The organism is Brevundimonas sp. MF30-B (genome assembly GCF_004683885.1).
In the GTDB taxonomy this organism is placed as follows: domain Bacteria; phylum Pseudomonadota; class Alphaproteobacteria; order Caulobacterales; family Caulobacteraceae; genus Brevundimonas.
The window spans coordinates 383,788-401,689 of record NZ_CP038440.1; the positions used below are offsets into that span (position 1 = coordinate 383,788).

Annotated in this window: 14 protein-coding genes and 2 tRNA genes; 9 read left to right on the plus strand and 7 right to left on the minus strand. The window is 67.8% G+C overall.

What is annotated here, in order from left to right; translation table 11 throughout:
• The first annotated feature begins 50 nt into the window (after window positions 1-50).
• A complete protein-coding gene (gene metG, locus E4M01_RS01940; protein WP_135066632.1) occupies window positions 51-1,772 on the plus strand; it encodes a methionine--tRNA ligase in 1,722 nt (573 codons plus the stop codon).
• Window positions 1,773-1,797: 25 nt separating this feature from the next.
• Here the strand turns inward: metG and E4M01_RS01945 are convergent, their stop codons facing one another.
• Both E4M01_RS01945 and rlmB read right to left on the minus strand, forming a co-directional pair.
• Window positions 1,798-2,613, minus strand: a complete 816-nt coding sequence (locus E4M01_RS01945) for a TerC family protein (protein WP_135066634.1) — start codon at window positions 2,611-2,613, stop codon at window positions 1,798-1,800.
• Window positions 2,614-2,652: 39 nt separating this feature from the next.
• Complete coding sequence (rlmB, locus tag E4M01_RS01950; protein ID WP_135066637.1) at window positions 2,653-3,525, minus strand: 23S rRNA (guanosine(2251)-2'-O)-methyltransferase RlmB; 873 nt, start codon at window positions 3,523-3,525, stop codon at window positions 2,653-2,655.
• A 147-nt stretch (window positions 3,526-3,672) separates the two neighbouring features.
• On the opposite strand from rlmB, the gene E4M01_RS01955 reads away from it, so the two are divergent.
• The 3 genes from E4M01_RS01955 (at window position 3,673) to tuf (ending at window position 5,166) form a co-directional block, all read left to right on the plus strand.
• Window positions 3,673-3,756 (plus strand) — tRNA-Tyr (locus E4M01_RS01955).
• An 84-nt stretch (window positions 3,757-3,840) separates the two neighbouring features.
• Window positions 3,841-3,914 (plus strand) — tRNA-Gly (locus E4M01_RS01960).
• A 61-nt stretch (window positions 3,915-3,975) separates the two neighbouring features.
• Window positions 3,976-5,166 carry an elongation factor Tu gene (gene tuf / locus E4M01_RS01965; RefSeq protein ID WP_135067176.1) on the plus strand — a complete coding sequence of 397 codons (1,191 nt, stop codon included), beginning with the start codon at window positions 3,976-3,978 and terminating at the stop codon, window positions 5,164-5,166.
• A gap of 74 nt (window positions 5,167-5,240) precedes the next feature.
• Here tuf and E4M01_RS01970 read toward each other — a convergent pair whose 3' ends face one another.
• The 3 genes from E4M01_RS01970 to E4M01_RS01980 are packed head-to-tail and all read right to left on the minus strand — an operon-like array spanning window position 5,241 to window position 9,873.
• Window positions 5,241-6,266, minus strand: a complete 1,026-nt coding sequence (locus E4M01_RS01970; RefSeq protein ID WP_135062632.1) for a RodZ family helix-turn-helix domain-containing protein — start codon at window positions 6,264-6,266, stop codon at window positions 5,241-5,243.
• A gap of 9 nt (window positions 6,267-6,275) precedes the next feature.
• Entirely contained in the window at window positions 6,276-8,570 is a 2,295-nt protein-coding gene (ptsP, locus tag E4M01_RS01975) for a phosphoenolpyruvate--protein phosphotransferase (RefSeq protein WP_135062799.1), read from the minus strand.
• A 43-nt stretch (window positions 8,571-8,613) separates the two neighbouring features.
• Entirely contained in the window at window positions 8,614-9,873 is a 1,260-nt protein-coding gene (locus E4M01_RS01980) for an aspartate kinase (RefSeq protein WP_135062630.1), read from the minus strand.
• A gap of 56 nt (window positions 9,874-9,929) precedes the next feature.
• Here E4M01_RS01980 and ubiG point away from each other — a divergent pair, with 56 nt between their 5' ends.
• Entirely contained in the window at window positions 9,930-10,757 is an 828-nt protein-coding gene (gene ubiG, locus E4M01_RS01985; protein WP_135062628.1) for a bifunctional 2-polyprenyl-6-hydroxyphenol methylase/3-demethylubiquinol 3-O-methyltransferase UbiG, read from the plus strand.
• Here the strand turns inward: ubiG and E4M01_RS01990 are convergent.
• Window positions 10,754-11,617 (minus strand): glutamate racemase, encoded by an 864-nt coding sequence (locus tag E4M01_RS01990; protein WP_135062626.1) that lies wholly within the window; start codon window positions 11,615-11,617, stop codon window positions 10,754-10,756. The genes ubiG and E4M01_RS01990 overlap by 4 nt on opposite strands.
• Window positions 11,618-11,748: 131 nt before the next feature.
• Between E4M01_RS01990 and E4M01_RS01995 the strand changes: the two genes are divergently transcribed.
• Window positions 11,749-13,929 carry a M3 family metallopeptidase gene (locus E4M01_RS01995; RefSeq protein WP_135062624.1) on the plus strand — a complete coding sequence of 727 codons (2,181 nt, stop codon included), beginning with the start codon at window positions 11,749-11,751 and terminating at the stop codon, window positions 13,927-13,929.
• Between the two features lie 98 nt (window positions 13,930-14,027).
• On the opposite strand, the gene E4M01_RS02000 is transcribed toward E4M01_RS01995, so the two are convergent.
• The gene (locus tag E4M01_RS02000) at window positions 14,028-14,828 is read right to left on the minus strand and encodes a SapC family protein (protein ID WP_135062622.1); all 801 of its coding nucleotides are present in this window, start codon (window positions 14,826-14,828) and stop codon (window positions 14,028-14,030) included.
• Between the two features lie 102 nt (window positions 14,829-14,930).
• Between E4M01_RS02000 and E4M01_RS02005 the strand changes: the two genes are divergently transcribed.
• From E4M01_RS02005 to E4M01_RS02015, 3 genes are all read left to right on the plus strand, one after another.
• The gene (locus tag E4M01_RS02005) at window positions 14,931-15,416 is read left to right on the plus strand and encodes a Fur family transcriptional regulator (RefSeq protein ID WP_135062620.1); all 486 of its coding nucleotides are present in this window, start codon (window positions 14,931-14,933) and stop codon (window positions 15,414-15,416) included.
• Window positions 15,389-16,306, plus strand: a complete 918-nt coding sequence (locus E4M01_RS02010) for an alpha/beta fold hydrolase (RefSeq protein WP_245158201.1) — start codon at window positions 15,389-15,391, stop codon at window positions 16,304-16,306. Before E4M01_RS02005 ends, E4M01_RS02010 begins: the two co-directional genes overlap by 28 nt.
• A gap of 78 nt (window positions 16,307-16,384) precedes the next feature.
• The gene (locus E4M01_RS02015) at window positions 16,385-17,887 is read left to right on the plus strand and encodes a CoA-acylating methylmalonate-semialdehyde dehydrogenase (RefSeq protein ID WP_135062618.1); all 1,503 of its coding nucleotides are present in this window, start codon (window positions 16,385-16,387) and stop codon (window positions 17,885-17,887) included.
• Window positions 17,888-17,902 lie beyond the last annotated feature (15 nt).

Consider the following 17,902-nt stretch of genomic DNA (forward strand, 5'->3'; position numbering starts at 1 on the left):
CGGGCCGGCGGCGGCCTATATCGGTCGCCTCCCGAACGCTTCGAGACCCCATGGCCCGCATCCTCGTCACCTCCGCCCTGCCGTACATCAACGGCGTCAAGCACCTGGGCAATCTGGCGGGCTCCATGCTGCCGGCCGATGTCTGGAGCCGCTTCAAGCGCGCCCAGATTCTTCCTGATGGGAGCCGCCATGAGGTGCTCTACATCTGCGCCACCGACGAGCACGGCACCCCGGCCGAGCTGGCCGCCGCCGCCGCCGGTCAGGACGTGCGCGCCTATTGCGACGAGCAGCACCAGGTCCAGAAGGCGGCCGGCGAGGCCTTCGCCCTCTCCTACGACTGGTTCGGCCGCTCTTCGTCCGACGCCAACCGCCGCCTGACCCAGCACTTCGCCAAGGTTCTGGAGGAACGCGGCCTGATCGAGGAGCGGGTCGACCGGATGATCTATTCCGTCGCCGACGCGCGCTTCCTGCCCGACCGCTATGTCGAGGGCACCTGCCCGCACTGCGCCTATGAAAAGGCGCGCGGCGATCAGTGCGACAACTGCGGGCGGCTGCTGGACCCGACCGATCTGATCGAGCCCTATTCCGCCGTCTCGGGCAGCCGGGATCTGGAGGTGCGCGACACACGCCACCTGTATCTGCTGCAGACCAAGGTGGCGGACGACATTCGCGCCTGGGTGGGATCGAAGGACTGGCAGCCGCTGGCCAAGTCGATCGCCTACAAGCATCTGGACGAAGGCCTGATCGACCGCGGCATCACGCGCGACCTGAAATGGGGCGTGCCGGTGGTCGGGCCCGACGGCGGTCCGCGCCCGGGCATGGAGGGCAAGGTCTTCTACGTCTGGTTTGACGCCCCCATCGAATACATCGGCGCGACCGAGGAATGGGCCGAAGCGAACGGCCGGACCTGGCGCGACTGGTGGCGCACCGACGAGGGCGGCGAGGACGTCCGCTATGTCCAGTTCATGGGCAAGGACAATGTCGCCTTCCACACCGTCAGCTTCCCCGCCACCATCCTCGGCTCGGGCGAGCCGTGGAAGACGGTGGACCAGCTCAAGGCCTTCAACTGGCTGAACTGGTACGGCGGCAAGTTCTCGACCTCGATGAAGCGCGGCGTCTTCATGGACCAGGCGCTGGACATCGCGCCCGCCGATGTGTGGCGGTGGCACCTGACGGCCTATGGTCCCGAACACTCCGACGCGGCCTTCACCTGGGAGCAGTTCCAGTCGACGACGAACAAGGACCTGGCCGACGTGCTGGGCAACTTCGTCAACCGGATCGTCAAGTTCACGGAATCCAAGTTCGACGGCGTCGTGCCCGAGGGCGGAGAACCCGGGCCGGTCGAGGCGAAACTGCTGGCCGATGTCTCGGCCGGGATCGCCGAGGCCACGGCCCAGTTCGAGGCGATGGAGTTCAGGAAGGCCTGCCAGGCGCTGCGCGCCGTCTGGGTGCTGGGAAACGAGTATCTGCAGGAAGCCGCCCCCTGGACCGCGCTGAAGACCGACCGCGACCGCGCGGCGGTGGGCGTGCGCACCGGCCTGAACCTGGTCGCCCTGTTCGCCCGTCTGGCGGCGCCCGTCATGCCCGAGACGGCGGGCCGCATCGCTCAAACCGTGGGCGCGGCCGACCTGTCTTGGCCCTCCGCCGGCGACGACTGGACCCAGGCGGTCCAGCCCGGCCAGGCGGTTTCGGCGCCCTCGGTGCTGTTCGCAAAGATCGAGGACGTCCAGGTGGCCGAATGGTCGGAACGGTTCGGTGGCGCGGAGGCCTGAGGCCTGAGAGATGCCTGCAGGCCTGTCAGGCCGCAGGCGTCTCCGCCAGCGGCGTCGGCGGAGCCGGCAGGGCGCTGCCCTCGGTTCGAACACCCCGCCAATGCTTGGCCATTTCGTCGGCGCCGATGGCCATGAAGGCTGGAACGACCCGATTGTGGGCGTCGACATTCTCGGTGCGCACCACGACAGAGCGATAGCCGTCCCAGATCATGTGCAGCGCGACGTACAGCACGATGACGAGGCCGATGTAGGCGATCCAGCGGTGCCGGTTCAGAAGCTTGGCGATGAAGGTCGCCGCCAGACCCATCAGGGCGATCGACAGAACAAGGCCGAAGACCATGATCCAGGGATGGTCGTGGGCCGCCCCGGCGACAGCCAGAACATTGTCCAGGCTCATGGTCAGGTCGGCGATCATGATCTGAACCAGGGCCGCGCCGAACGTCTTGCGCTTCAGGCCCAGAGCTTCGGGGCTGGGCCCCCTGCCGTGTTCGATCGACTGGGCCAGCTCCAGTTCGGCCTGGGCCTCGGCCTGGTCGTGGGTCGCCTGCTCGCGCAGCTCGCGCCACATCTTCCAGCACACCCACAGCAGCAGGAAGCCGCCCGCCATCAGCAGGCCGACGACAGCCAGCAGCTGCACCGTGATCAGGGCCAGGCCGATGCGCATGACGACGGCGGCCGCCAGGCCGATCAGGATCGCCTTTCGGCGCTGCTCGGCCGGCAGGGCGGCGGCGGCCAGGCCGACGGCGACGGCGTTGTCGCCCGCCAGGACAAGGTCGATCATCAGAACCTTGGCCAGGGCCGAGAGCTGGCTGAGAAGTTCGGGGGTCAGCAGGGCGTCCATATCGGCGCCTTAGGCGTGCGCCGGCCCTGCGTCAATCTGTCAACCGGCAGGCTTGCGCCCCTGCGCCCGCGCCGCCTCATACAGCGCCACGGCGGCGGCGTTGGAGACGTTCAGGCTTTCAAAGCCGCCCGGCATCGGGATCCTGGCCATCACCTCGCAGTGCTCGGCCACCAGCCTGCGCACCCCGTCGCCCTCCGAGCCCATGACCAACACAGTGGGGCGATGATCCAGCGCCTGCTCCAGCGTGTGCTCCGCATCGCCGTCCAGGCCCACGGCGCGCCAGCCGTGTTCGGCCAGGGTCTCAAGCGCACGGCTCAGATTGGTGACGCGAGCGTGGGGCAGGCGCTCGGTCGCGCCGACGGCCGCCTTGGCCAGAGCGCCGGCCAGGGCCGGGGCGTGCCTGTCCTGAACCACGATGCCGCGCGCGCCGAAGGCCAAGGCCGAACGAAAAATGGCGCCGACGTTCTGAGGATCGGTCAGCTGGTCCAGCATGACGATCAACCCTTCAGCCGGTTCGGCCAGGTCGCGCAAATCCACGCCCTCCAGCGGCTGAACCTTGAAGGCCAAGCCCTGATGCACGGCGCCGGCGGGCAGCAGCCGGGTCAGGGCCTGGACGTCCACGACTTCGATGCGGTGGCCGTGAGCCAGGCCGTCGCGCTCGATCTCGGCGGCCCGCTCCTCGGTCGCCATCAACCGGCCCATGCCGCGCCGCGCAGGATTGGCCAGGGCCGCCAGCACCGGATGGCGGCCCCACAGAAAGTTGTCGCCCTCGGGCTTGGTCCGCCCGGCGCGCGGCGCGGCTTCAGCCGCGCGGGAGCCCTGACCGGGCCGGTCCGGACGGCCTTCCGGCCGCTTCTGGAAGCCCTGCTTTTTACCGGTTTTCCGGTCGTTGCGTTCGCGGTTCGACGACACTATAAGACGCCCTCCGATTTGGGGCCCCAGGGCCTTCGGGTCAGGCGCACCCCTCTATTACAGGCGCGTTCGACAGCGAAGGTTTTTGTTCCGAACGGTCGCTTCGACCGTCGGTTCAGCCTTGGAACGGTGTTGAAAAAGGCGCGCGGGGGAATGTCCCGAGCGGCAAAGGGGGCGGACTGTAAATCCGCTGCGTAAGCTTCGCAGGTTCGAGTCCTGCTTCCCCCACCACGCGCCTTTTCGAACACGGCTCCGGGCGAGGCCGCACTGAGGAGCGGAACGTCAGGCCGGCAGCGGTCCTTTCGTTCTTTCTGCGCGGGTATAGCACAATGGTAGTGCAGCAGCCTTCCAAGCTGAGGATGTCGGTTCGATCCCGTCTACCCGCTCCAGGTTTTTGATGAGCATGACGCCCATCCGACGAACGGACCCGGGCCATTAAGGAGTTTGGCCATGGCCAAGGAAAAGTTCGAACGTAACAAGCCGCACTGCAACATCGGCACGATTGGTCACGTTGACCATGGCAAGACGACGCTGACGGCGGCGATCACGATGACGCTGGCCAAGACGGGCGGCGCGGTGGCCAAGAACTACGCCGACATCGACGCGGCGCCGGAAGAGAAGGCGCGCGGCATCACGATCAACACGGCGCACGTCGAGTACGAGACCGAGAACCGCCACTACGCCCACGTCGACTGCCCCGGCCACGCCGACTATGTGAAGAACATGATCACCGGCGCGGCGCAGATGGACGGCGCGATCCTGGTGGTTTCGGCCGCCGACGGCCCGATGCCGCAGACCCGCGAGCACATTCTGCTGGCCCGTCAGGTCGGCGTGCCGGCCCTGGTCGTGTTCATGAACAAGGTGGACCTGGTCGACGACGAGGAACTGCTCGAGCTGGTCGAGATGGAAGTGCGCGAGCTGCTTTCGTCGTACCAGTTCCCGGGCGACGACATTCCGATCACCAAGGGCTCGGCCAAGGCCGCGACCGACGGCGTGAACCCGGAGATCGGCGAGCAGCGCATCCTGGAGCTGATGCAGACGGTTGACGCCTACATCCCGCAGCCGGAGCGTCCGGTGGACCTGCCGTTCCTGATGCCGGTGGAAGACGTCTTCTCGATCTCGGGCCGCGGCACCGTGGTGACCGGCCGTGTCGAGCGCGGCATCGTCAAGGTCGGCGAGGAAGTCGAGATCGTCGGCATCCGTCCGGTTCAGAAGACGACCTGCACGGGCGTCGAGATGTTCCGCAAGCTGCTGGACCAGGGTCAGGCGGGCGACAACGTCGGCGTGCTGCTGCGCGGCACCAAGCGCGAGGACGTCGAGCGCGGCCAGGTGCTGTGCAAGCCGGGTTCGATCACCCCGCACACCAAGTTCCTGGCCGAGGCCTACATCCTGACCAAGGAAGAGGGCGGCCGTCACACCCCGTTCTTCACCAACTACCGTCCGCAGTTCTACTTCCGCACCACGGACGTGACCGGCATCGTGCACCTCAAGGAAGGTGTCGAGATGATCATGCCCGGCGACAACGCCGAGCTGACCGTCGAGCTGATCACCCCGATCGCCATGGAAGAGAAGCTGCGCTTCGCCATCCGCGAAGGCGGCCGCACCGTCGGCGCCGGCGTGGTCTCCAAGATCCTGGCCTAAAACACCCCAGGTCAGACCAGAACGACAACGGCCCCCGGAGAAATCCGGGGGCCGAGTTCGTTGGGGGTGAGCGCTCAAGCTTCGGGCGGCGGCTGAACCGGCGTTTGCGCCGCTGCGGCCTGCGCGCGCTGCGCCTCGAGCCTGGCGGCTTGGCGCACCTCGGCCTGACGGGCCGCCGCTTCGGCCTGGGCGTTCAGCTGAGCCAGCGGCATGACGGGGCGGGCGAGATGTCCCGCGTGCTCTCCATTGAGGTACAGATCGAAGGCCTCCACCTCGGGAACGTCGATGGTCGCGGCGGTGGCCAAAGGGGCTCTCCAGCTGTCGCCTTCCGCCATGGCGCGGGCGAACAGAACGCGGCTGTCGCTGATGCGGACGACAAGCGTCGTCGGCTTCCTGGCCTGCAGGATGACACGTGAAGCATTGGCGGGCGCCCCGTACACAGCCCCGCGAGGATTGAAGGCTCGCTGCACAGGCGGGGCATTCACCGCGACCGCAGCGGCCATGGCCGAGGCGTCCTCAGGATCCACGCCCGAAAGCTCGGCTTCCAGGCCCGGGGTGATGTACATTTCCGGCGTTGTCTGGTCAGGCGGCGCCGGCAAGGGAGCGCCCAGGGTGATGGCCCTTTCGGCGTCTGCCATCTCGGCCCAATCCTCCGGCGTCTGAGTGATGGCCGAGGGATGCGGCGCATCCAACCTGGCCACTCGCACCACCACATTCCACACGACCACAGCGAGGACGAGGACCACCACGGCGGCCACGATGCGCGGCGAGCGCCGCCGCATCTCCTGAAAATCCACTCCTGTCGGCGCCTGCAGCGGCACCGTGCTGTCAGGGCTTTCGCGCTTCAGCCGCTCGACCGCGTGATGTTCGTCCAACCCCAGGGCTTGGGCGTAAGCTCGAACATAGCCGATCGCGAAAATGCGCGAGGGGAGCGCCGACCATTGGTTTTGCTCAAGAGCCGCCAGATGTCGACGGTGAACCCGCGTGTGCGCTTCGAACTGCTGAAGGCTGTAGCCCGAGCGCTCGCGCGCCTCACGCAGAGCTTCGCCCAGCGTCTCGGCCTGATCGAGCAGATCATGGATGGCGACGCCCGTCAGCATAGCCACGACCTACAGGGCCACGTTCAGTTTGCGCGCCAACGATTCGATCTCGCCCCTCACCGAACCGGCGGATGATAACAGCAGGCCCGCCATGCCGCGCCGCGCTGCGGTCAGATCGGCCGACAGGATCATGCGCTTGACCGGACCCACGCCGCCGGCCGGCGCCGACAGGCGGGTGAAGCCCAGGGCGATCAGGGCGAAGGCCTCCAGCGGCCGGCCGGCCAGCTCGCCGCAGACCGAGGCCGGCGTGCCGGTGTCCGCGCAGGCCTTCTGGATCGCCTGCAAGGCCCTGAGCGCCGGCGGCGACAGCGGGTCGTAGCGGTCCGACACCAGCGGATTGGTCCGGTCGGCGGCGTACATGTACTGGAAGAGGTCGTTGGTCCCGACCGAGACGAAGTCGGTCAGCGGCAGCAGGGCGTCCAGGTGCCACAACACCGAGGGGCATTCGATCATGGCCCCCACGCGCAACAGGCCCGGCAGAGGCCGACCGCGCCGCCGGGCCCAGTCGCACTCGACGTCCACCAACTCGCGCGCGGCGCGGAACTCGTCCACCGTCGCGATCATCGGGAACATGATGCGCAGTTCGCGGCCCGCCGCCGCCGCCAGCAAGGCGCGAATCTGCAGTCTCAGCAGGGCCGGGCGATCCAGGCCCAGACGGATGGCGCGACGGCCCAGCGCGGGGTTCTCTTCGCGTTCGTTGTCCAGATAGGGCAGCACCTTGTCGCCGCCGATGTCCAGGGTGCGGAACACCACTGGCCGGTCGCCCGCGGCGTCCATGACCAGCCGGTACAGCGCCGTCTGCGCCGTCAGGCGGGGCAGTTCGTCGGAGACCATGAACTGGAACTCGGTGCGGAACAGGCCGATGCCCTCGGCCCCCGTCAGATCCAGATTCTCGAGGTCCACCGCCAGACCGGCGTTGGTCAGCAGCGTGATGCGCGTGCCGTCGGTGGTCACGGCCGGCGTATCGCGCAGCAGGGCGAACTCGGCCTGACGCTGGCTTCGCACGGCCATGCGGCTCTGCACCGCCGCCAGCATGTCCGGGCGGGGCCGCAGATAGGCCTCGCCGGTCTCGCCGTCGGCGATGACCAGGTCGCCCTCGCTCAGCCGATCGCGCACGCCTGCCAGACGGCCGACGCACGGAATCTGCAGCGCGCGCGCCACGATGGCGGCGTGGCTGGCGGCCGAGCCCTCTTCCAGCAACAGGCCGCGCAGTTTGGCGCGGGGGTATTCCAGCAGGTCCGCCGGTCCCAGGTTGCGCGCCACCAGGATGGCGTCGTCGGGCAGGTCACGCTCGCCCGGCTTGTCGCCCGCCAGCACGCGCAGCAGCCGATTGGCCAGATCCTCGAAGTCGTGCAGCCGCTCGCGGATGTAGGGATCGCGCGCCTGGGCGAAGCGGGCGCGGTGTTCGTTGCGCACCCGATCAACCGCGGCCTCGGCCGTCAGACCGCTGCGCACCGCCTCCTCCAGTGACCGGTTCCAGCCCCGGTCGTCGGCGAACATGCGGTAGGTTTCCAGCACCTCGAACGACGGCCCGGCCAGCTTGCCCTGCCCGCCGTCCAGCATGGCGTCGATGCTGGCCCTCAGGTTGGCGAGGCCCAGTTTCAGCCGGTCTTCCTCCAGCACCGGATCGTCCGACAGCAGCCGCTCGGGCGGCAGGGGAGCCTCATGCAGCACGACCTGGCCGTAGGCGAGCCCCTCGGCGAACCTCTGGCCCTGGATATGCTCTGGCCGATGCGGAGCCACCTCGACATCGCGCAGTTCGTCCTGCGCCAGCAGCTCGCCCGAGGCGACCGTCTCGGCCAGCACCATGGCGATGGTCTGGATGTCCTCGACCTCGTCGTCATCGTAACGACGCTCGGCCCGGTTCTGCACGACTAGAACCCCGATGGCCCGGCCGCCACGCAGCAGGGGGGCGCCCAGGAAGGCGTGATACGGGTCCTCGCCCGTCTCTGGGCGATAGGAGAAGCTGGGGTGGTTGGGCGCGTCCGACAGGCTGACCGGCTGGGCGAGGCGGGCCACCTCTCCCACCAGGCCCTCGCCCGGTCGCAGACGGGTGTTGTGAACAGCCTCGGGATTCAGGCCCTGGGTGGCGAACAGCTCAAGCTCGCCCGAGGCGCGGCGCAGATAGATGGAGCAGACCTCGGCGACCATCGACTGGGCGATGATCCGCACCACCATGTCGAGGCGGTCCTGGGCCGAGGGCGCGCTGTCGCCAGGCCCCACGGCGGCGCCGGCCAGCGCCTCGCGGATCTGGCGCAGGAGGTTCCTGGGCCCCCTCGTCGTCAATCCGCCGCCCTTGGGCATGATCGCTCCCGTGACGGGCGACACCGCGTCGCCCCGCTTCATCCTATAGCGCGTCCAGGCCGTAGGCCGAATGCAGGGCCCGTACGGCCAGTTCGGCGTAGGCGTCCTCGATCAGCACGCTGATCTTGATCTCCGAGGTCGAGATGGCCTGGAACTTGATCCCCTTGTCGGCCAGGGCGCGGAACATGGTCTGGGCGACGCCCGCATGGCTGCGCATGCCCACGCCGACGACCGAGACCTTGGCCACGTCGGTGTCGACGCGGATCTCTTCGAAGCCGATCTGGCCCTGCGCCTCCTTCATCAGTTCGGCGGCGCGCGTGGCGTCGCGGCGGCCGGTGGTGAAGGTCAGATTGACCGCGCCTTCGGTGCGCGCCTGGCTCTGGACGATCATGTCCACATTGACGTTCGCCTCGGCCAGCCGCGTGAAGACGTCGGCGGGCGCGTCGGTGCGGTCCGACAGCCCCAGAAGGGCGATGCGGGCCTCGTCTCGGCTCATGGTCACGCCGGACACGATGCGTTTTTCCACGATCTCCTCCTCGTCGCAGATCAGGGTGCCGGCGGCCGCCGGGAGATTTCCGTATTCGTCAGGTTCGATGAAGCTGGACAGCACTCGCACGGGCACCTGTTTGGCCATGGCCAGCTCGACCGAGCGGGTCTGCAGCACCTTGGCCCCCAGCGACGCCATTTCCAGCATCTCTTCGTAGGACACGCGCTCCAGCCGGCGCGCCTTGGCCTCGATGCGCGGGTCGGTCGTATAGACGCCGTCCACGTCGGTGTAGATGTCGCACGGGCAGTCCAGCGCCGCCGCCGCCGCCACCGCCGAGGTGTCGGAGCCGCCGCGGCCCAGGGTGGTGATCCGGCCATCCCGCGTCACGCCCTGGAAGCCCGGAATGACCGCGATCTCGCCCGCATCCATGGCCGCGCCCAGCTGGTCGCCGGGAATGTCCTCGATGCGCGCCTTGCCATGGGCGTCGTCGGTCAGGATCGGCACCTGCCAGCCCATCCAGCTGCGCGCCTTGAAGCCCATGTTGCGCAGCGTCAGCGCCAGGAGCCCCGAGGTCACCTGCTCGCCCGAGGCCACCACCACGTCGTATTCGTCGTCCGACAGGGCCACGCCGGCCGAGGGCGCGCCCGCGCCGTCGGTCCAGGCCACCAGCTCATTGGTCTTGCCCGCCATGGCCGAAACCACCACGGCGACCTGGCGCCCGCGCCCTGCCTCGGCCGCGACGATGCGCGCCGCACGACGGATGCGTTCGAGGTCGCCCATCGAGGTGCCGCCGAACTTCATGACCAGCCGCGTCATCGTGGCCCGAAACTCCCGCCTTGCATGGAGGGCGCGGGGGGTTCATCCCTCGGCCCATGGCCGCTTCTAACGACAGCCGCACCGCGCGCAAACCCCAAAGCCTGGAGGGTTTTTCCGACCCGCCGAGCGCAGGCTCGCCCGACGTCGCATCCGGCGCCTCGATCGACCCCGCCGACGTGGCCCGCTTCTCGGCCCAGGCGGCCGAATGGTGGGATGCGCGGGGGCCGTTCGCGCCGCTGCACCGGTTCAATCCGGCCCGTCTGTCATTCATCCGAGACCAGGTCTGCGCCCGCTTCGGCCGCGACGCCCGGGCGCTTCGTCCGTTCGAAGGCCTTTCGCTGATCGACATCGGCTGCGGCGGCGGCCTGGTGGCCGAGCCGATGCGGCGCATGGGCTTTGACGTCACAGCCGTGGACGCCTCCTCCGAGAACATCGGCACCGCCCGCGCCCACGCCGCCGAGACCGGCCTGGACATCGCCTATCGCGCCGCCACCGTAGAGCAGATCGAAGCCGAGGGCGCCGGGCCGTTCGACGTCGTGCTGGCGCTCGAGATCATCGAGCACGTCACCGACCCCGAGGCCTTCATCCGCACCGCCTCGCGCCTGGTCGCCCCGGGCGGAATGCTGATCGTCGCCACCCTGAACCGCACCCTGCGCTCGCTGGCCCTGGGCAAGGTCGCGGCGGAGTATGTGCTGCGCTGGGTCCCGGCGGGCACCCACGACTGGCGCCAGTTCCTCAAGCCCGAGGAGATCCGGCTGATGCTGTCGCAAGAGCCGCTGGCCGTGCACGGCCCCTATGGACTGGCCTATGATTTGATCAACGACCGCTGGAGCGAAAGCACCGACGCCGCCGTCAACTTCATGATGGTCGCGACTCGGGACTAAGCCGCCGACAAGCTGAGCGGCTCCCCCCAGAACCGGCTGACCCGATCGCTCTGGGGGCCCGGCTGTCCGGTGGTCAGGAACACCCTTCGTCCTGTTTCTCCCAGATCATACTCGGGGTGGCGCTCGAAATAGGCCTCTAAAGCCTCGGCGACGGCGCTGGGCTGATGGATCACGGTGGTCGTGGGCGGCAGGGCCGCGGCGAACAGATCGGCGACGATCTCATAGTGGGTGCAGCCAAGGATCGCCTTGTCAGGATGACGGCCGATCCGGCGACGCAGGGCGTCGACATGTTCGTTCACGACGACCGACAACTCCTCCGTCGAGGCGCCGAGCTCGATCAGCCCCGCCAAGCCCGGGCAGGGCTCGCAGAAGACGGCAAGGTCTTCGCGCCGTTTGTCGATCTCTATCTCATAGACCCGGCTGATGGCCGTCGCCGCAGTGCAAAAGACGCCCGTGACCTCCAGGGCCGCCTTCTTCTCTCCATCCAGCCGGCCGTCGTGCTCCGCTTCAAAGCTCCAAGGCAAGCCGGTGGCCGCCTCGATGGTGGGAACGATTATGCCCAGCAGATTGACTGGGCGGCCCAGCCGATCCCGCTCGCCCGCGACCCAGGTTTGCTGAAGCCGACGCAGCGCTATGGCGGAGGCCGTGTTGCAGGCCAGGACCACGACCGAAGCGCCCGCATCGAACAGACGCGCGCATCCCGCACGGGTCAGTTCGACGATCTCCTCTCCTCCGAGCCCGCCGTAAGGCGCATTGGCCTGATCCGCCAGATAGACGAAGTCTCGCCCGGGAAACCGCCGGGTCAGTTCGCGGTGAACGGTCAGCCCGCCCACCCCAGAGTCGAATACGCCGATAGCCATGAGCCAAGCTCTTAGAGGGGATGCGGCGGCCTGACGAGAGGGCCTGATCCCGCTTGAAGCGCCCGAAAGGTGACGGGGCCGCCACTGTGTGACTATGTAGCAGCCAGTTCTGCATTCGAACGGAGTGATCCATGCACAGACGCCAGCTTCTCATCGCGGGGGGCAGCCTGATGGCCCTGACCGCTTGCGGCACCACAGGCCAGATGGCCGGAAGCTCAGGCCTGGCGGGCGCGCCCGACGCAGCGACCCTGGCCGAAGACGCCCGCATCGCCCGCGCCGTCCTTCCCACCCAGACGCCCCGCGCCGAGCTTCTGCAGGTCTGGACCGGTCCCTATGAAGGCGTCCCGCCGTGGGACCGCGTCACCGCCGACAAGCTGCGCGAAGCCATCATCGAGGGGATCGCCCTTCGCCGTGCCGAGTATGAGGCCATCGCCGCCAATCCAGAGCCGGCGACATTCGCCAACACGTTCGTCGCCATGCAGATGGCCGGCGAGCCTCTGAGCCGCGCCAACGCGCTGTTCGGCGTCATGACCTCCAACATCGGCTCTGCCGACTACCAGGCCGTTGCTCGCGAAGTTTCGCCGCTTCAGTCGGCGGCCGGCGACGAGATCACCTTCAACGAGGCCCTGTTCGCCCGCATCAAGTCCGTCGCCGACAATACCGTCGGGCTGACCGCCCAGCAGCGCCGTGTGGCCGAACGCTCGCGCGATCAGTTCGTACGCGGCGGCGCCGCCTTGGATGCTCAGAAGAAGGCCCAGCTCGGCGAGATCAACACTCAGCTCGCCAACCTCTTTACCGCCTTCAGCCAGAAGGTCGTGGCCGACGAGAACACCTGGACCGTCATCCCCAACGAGGCGGGCGTCGCCGGCCTGCCGGCCTCCAATAAGAACGCCGCCGCCGCTGCGGCGCGCAGCCGCAATCTGCAGGGCTGGGTCATCGTCAACACGCGCTCCAGCGTGGACCCGTTCCTGACGTTCGCCGACGACCGCAGCCTGCGCGAGCAGGTCTGGCGCAAGTTCATCATGCGCGGCGACAACGGCGACGCTAACGACACCAAGGCCGACATCGCGCGCATCGTCGCCCTGCGGGACCAGCGCGCCAAGCTGCTGGGCTATCGCCACCATGCAGAGCTGCGCATGCAGGACACCATGGCGCGCACGCCCGATGCGGCCATGGAGTTGATGATGCGCGTGTGGGAGCCGGCCAAGGCCCGAGTGACCGAAGAAGTGGCCGACATGCGCGCCATCGCCGGTCACGAGATCGAGCCTTGGGACTACCTCTATTACGCCGAGAAGGTGCGGAAGCAGAAGTACGACCTCGATCAGAACGACCTGAAGCCGTATTTCGAGTTGAACGCGGTCAAGCGGGGCGCCTTCTACATGGCCGAGCGCTTGTACGGCTTCACCTTCACTCCGGTCCCTGCCGGAAGCGTCCCGGTCTTCCATCCCGACGTCGAGGTGTTCGAGGTCCGGGGTCCCGACGGCGCCCATGTGGGCCTCTTCTACTCCGACGACTTCGCACGCGCAGGCAAGCGGTCGGGGGCTTGGGCCACGACCTACCGCAGCTATTCGACCTATGACGGCGTCAAGAACGTTCTGTCGTCGAACAACAACAACTTCATCAAGGCCGAGGCTGGCCAACCCCTGCTGATCTCGCTGGACGACGCCGAGACCCTGTTCCACGAGTTTGGCCACGCCCTGCACTCGCTGTCGTCGCGCGTGACCTATCCGTCGCTCGCCGGCACGCCGCGCGACTATGTTGAGTATCCGTCGCAGGTGCACGAGCACTGGGTGCTGAGCCGGCCGATCCTGGACGGCTTCATGAAGCACGTCGAAACCGGTCAGCCGATGCCGCAGGAGCTAGTCGACCGCATCGAGGCGGCCTCAACCTTTAATCAGGGCTACGCTACGGTCAGCTATCTGTCGTCGGCCCTGGTCGACATGGACCTGCACACCCGCGCCACGCCGCCGACCGACATCGCGGCCTTCGAGCGCGAGAGCCTGGCCAAATACGGCATGCCCAAGGAGATCGTGATGCGGCACCGCCTGCCGCAGTTCAATCACCTCTTCACCTCGGACGCCTATTCGGCGGGCTATTACTCCTACCTCTGGTCCGAGGTGATGGACGCCGACACCTGGGCCTATTTCGAGGAGTCGGGCGACGTCTTCAATCCGGACATCGGCCGCCGCTACAAGGAGATCATCCTGGCGGAAGGCAACTCGTCGGACCGCGCCGAAGCCTATCGCCGCTTCCGCGGGCGCGACCCGGATGTGGCGGCCCTGCTGCGGGTTCGCGGCTTCCCGGTCAACTGATCGCACGGGGGCCGGCATGACCGGCCCCGCAACCTCATGCAAAAGGCCCGGCGGATCACTCCGCCGGGCCTTATTCACGTCCTGAGATGAGCCTGCGATCAGGCGTTCGCAGCCGTTGGCATGGCGTTGGCGCGCTGGAAGGCCATGGCGATCAGGCGATCCCAACCGGCCAGCGACACCAGATGGGCGTAGATCTGGCCCAGGGCGCCGTTGTCGCGCAGTTCGGCCAGCTTTTCCGCCGGCAGGGCGCGCAGCTTTTCCTCATCGACAGCGAAGTACTCGGCCACCTTCTGGGGTTGCCCAGCCGTGCCGTCGGGGTTGCGCGGCGTGAAGGAGGCTTCGCGGACATGGAACAGGTCCAGCTCAATCAGAAGGATGACGAAGCTCTCCGTCCTCAGGCGCTCCTGCTCGAAGCTGTTGCAGAACTCCATCGCTTGCTTCGTGTAATCGCTGGGTTGCCCATTGACGAACAGAGGGGTCTGGCCCCCTTCCTTGATGAAGGGTGCTGCACGGTCGAGGCACAAGATCATCCGCTTCTGCTGGTCATCGTTGGCGAAAACGAAGGGGTAGCGTCGGACATAGGCGGGAATATACGCGTCGCTGCGGAACTCACCCGAGGAGTCTACAAAAAGGTTGTCGTCCTGACGCAGGCCCATCACGGCGACGGGAAGTTTTTCGTCGCCCAGGAAAATGACCGGATAAGACAACGCGGCCGGAGCGAATTCGGTGACGGTGAGCGGCACAATGTTGGACTTGGCGACAAAGCCATACGGTTTTTCGACCGGATCGACACCCAGCTTGCCATGCAGCTCCACGGAAAGCGGCTCCGGCTTGTCGTAAAACAGGACGTTGCCGGACAGGTCGCCCGAGGCCTGGGCGGAGGCGGTGGTGTCGGTCATGATAGGCTCTGGTGAAACGGAAGGCGGGCCTTCTAGCCTAAGGCGAGGGCGGCGGCAAATCGGTGCGTTGCGCTAGGCGCTCGGACGCCCTAGCTGTCAGCGATGAGCTCTGGTTGCGATCACCAACACGACCACGACGGACTTCAAGGTCCGGCGCTGGAAGGCGCCTTGGCTGCAGCCGAGGCGCGCTGCGCGACGCTTGGCGAGCGGATGACACCGCCCCGGCGGCGGGTGCTCGAACTGCTGTTGGCCGAAGGCGAGCCGGTCAAGGCCTACGATCTGATCGCTCGCTATGGGGCCGACGGCACAGCGGCCAAGCCTCCGACCGTCTATCGGGCCCTGGATTTCCTGGAGAAGCAGGGATTTGCGCACCGCATTGCCTCCATCAGCGCCTATGTGGCCTGTGCCGGCGGCGACCAGGCGCACGCTGCGGCCTTTCTGATCTGCGACTGCTGCGGCGTGACGCGCGAGTTTGCTACGCCGTTCGACAGTGCTCTTGACGCCGCAGCCCGGGCCGCCGGCTTCGTTGTGGAGCGCACGACCGTCGAGGCGCACGGTCGGTGCGACGCCTGCAGCCTGTCGGCCTGATCGTGGATAACGAGATGGGCGTCGAGACGCCGCGTCGCCTGTCGTTCGCCCTGGACGGTCGCGGGTCGGGCGAGATGGCGGTCCTGGAATGGGGCGATCCGACGCGGCCGGTGGACCTGATCTTCGTCCACGCCAACGGATTCAACGCCCGCACCTATTCGACCCTGCTGGCGCCGCTGGCCGAGGGCCGCCGCATCTGGGCGCCCGACCTGCGCGGGCACGGCCGTACGACCCTGACTGCAGACCCCGAGGGCCGCTGGAGCTGGGACGACCACGGCAACGACCTGGCGGCCCTGATCGATCAGGCCGGGTCGTCGTCGCTGGTGCTGGCCGGCCATTCGATGGGCGGCACATCGGCCGTTCTGGCCGCCGCCCAGCGGCGCGAGCGTGTGCGCGCCATGACGCTGTTCGACCCGGTCATCTGGTCGCGCGGCGCGGTCCTGGCCTTTGGACTGCCGGGACTGCGTCAGTTGCCGCGTCGCATCCCGCTGTATCTGAACGCCCTGAAGCGGCGGGCCCGCTTCGACAGCACCGAACAGGCCCGCGCCGCCTACGCCGGGCGGGGCGCTTTCAAGGGGTGGCCCGATCAGATGCTGGCCGACTATGTCGAGGACGGCTTGATCCCGACCGACGACGGCCTGGCTCTGGCCTGCGCGCCACGGTGGGAAGCGTCCAACTACGCCGCCCAGTCGCACGACCCCTGGCGCGCCCTGCGCCGATACGGCGGGCCGGTCCGCATCCTGGCCGCTGAGATCAACTCGACCTGCCGTGTGCCCAAGTGCGCTGCGGGCCTGCCCCGGGTTTCGGTCGAGCGACCGCCGGGCGCGACCCACTTCTTCCCCATGATCCAGCCCGGCCTGGCGAGCGAGGCGCTGCGGCGCCTTCTGTGACGCTGGCGTCCCAGGGTTCCGGGCGCTAAACCGAGCGCCAACGACAAGAACGGAAATTCCAGGATCAAGGCCCAGCTCATGCGCGATATTTCCCATTTCATCGACGGCGCGGCGTTCACGGGCGCTTCGGGCCGGTTCGGCGACGTGTTCAATCCGAACACCGGCGAGGTTCAGGCGCGGGTTCAACTGGCGACCGACAGCGAACTGGACCGCGCGGTTCAGGCCGCACAGGCCGCCTTCGAAGGCTGGTCCTCGACCAATCCCCAGCGCCGCGCGCGGGTGATGTTCGAGTTCAAGCGTCTGGTCGAAGCCAATATGCAGGAGCTGGCCGAGCTGCTGAGCTCGGAGCACGGCAAGGTCATCGCCGACTCCAAGGGCGACATTCAACGCGGCCTCGAGGTCATCGAGTTCGCCTGCGGCATCCCGCACGCGCTGAAGGGCGAATACACCTGGGGCGCCGGTCCCGGCATCGACGTCTATTCGATGCGCCAGCCGCTGGGCGTGGTGGCGGGCATCACCCCGTTCAACTTCCCCGCCATGATCCCGATGTGGATGTTCGGCGTGGCCATCGCGGTCGGCAACACCTTCATCCTGAAGCCCAGCGAGCGCGATCCGTCGGTGCCGGTGCGCCTGGCCGAGCTGATGATGGAGGCGGGGGCCCCCGCCGGCGTGCTGAACGTCGTCCACGGCGACAAGGCGGCGGTCGACGCGATCCTGACCCACCCGCAGATCCACGCCGTCAGCTTCGTCGGCTCGTCCGACATCGCCCACTATGTCTACCAGACCGGCGCGGCCAACCATAAGCGCGTCCAGGCGATGGGCGGGGCCAAGAACCACGGCATCGTCCTGCCCGACGCCGATATGGATCAGGTGATCAAGGACCTGGCCGGCGCGGCATTCGGCAGCGCGGGCGAACGCTGCATGGCCCTGCCGGTGGTGGTGCCGGTCGGCGACAAGACCGCCGAAACCTTACGCGAGCGCATGGTCCAGGAGATCGAGACGCTGCGCGTCGGCGTCTCGACCGACGACAAGGCGCACTACGGGCCCGTCGTCACGGCCCAGCATAAGGCCCGGGTAGAGGGCTGGATCGACCAGGGCGTCAAGGACGGCGCCGAACTGGTCGTCGACGGTCGTGGCTTCTCTCTGCAGGGCCACGAGAAGGGCTATTTCGTCGGCCCGTCGCTGTTCGACCACGTCAAGCCGGAGATGGAGTCCTACAAGGAGGAGATCTTCGGCCCGGTGCTGCAGATCGTGCGCGCCGGCAGCTTCGAGGACGCCCTGTCGCTGGCGTCCAAGCACCAGTACGGCAACGGCGTCGCCATCTTCACCCAGAACGGCCGCGCGGCCCGCGACTTCGCCGCCCGCGTCAACGTCGGCATGGTCGGCATCAACGTGCCGATCCCAGTGCCGGTCGCCTATCACACCTTCGGCGGTTGGAAGCGCTCGGCCTTCGGCGACACCAACCAGCACGGCATGGAGGGCGTCCGCTTCTGGACCAAGACCAAGACCGTCACCGCCCGCTGGCCCGACAGCGAGCTGGAGCACGCCGACAGCTCCTTCGTTATCCCGACGATGCGTTAAGCGAGGTATCGCGAC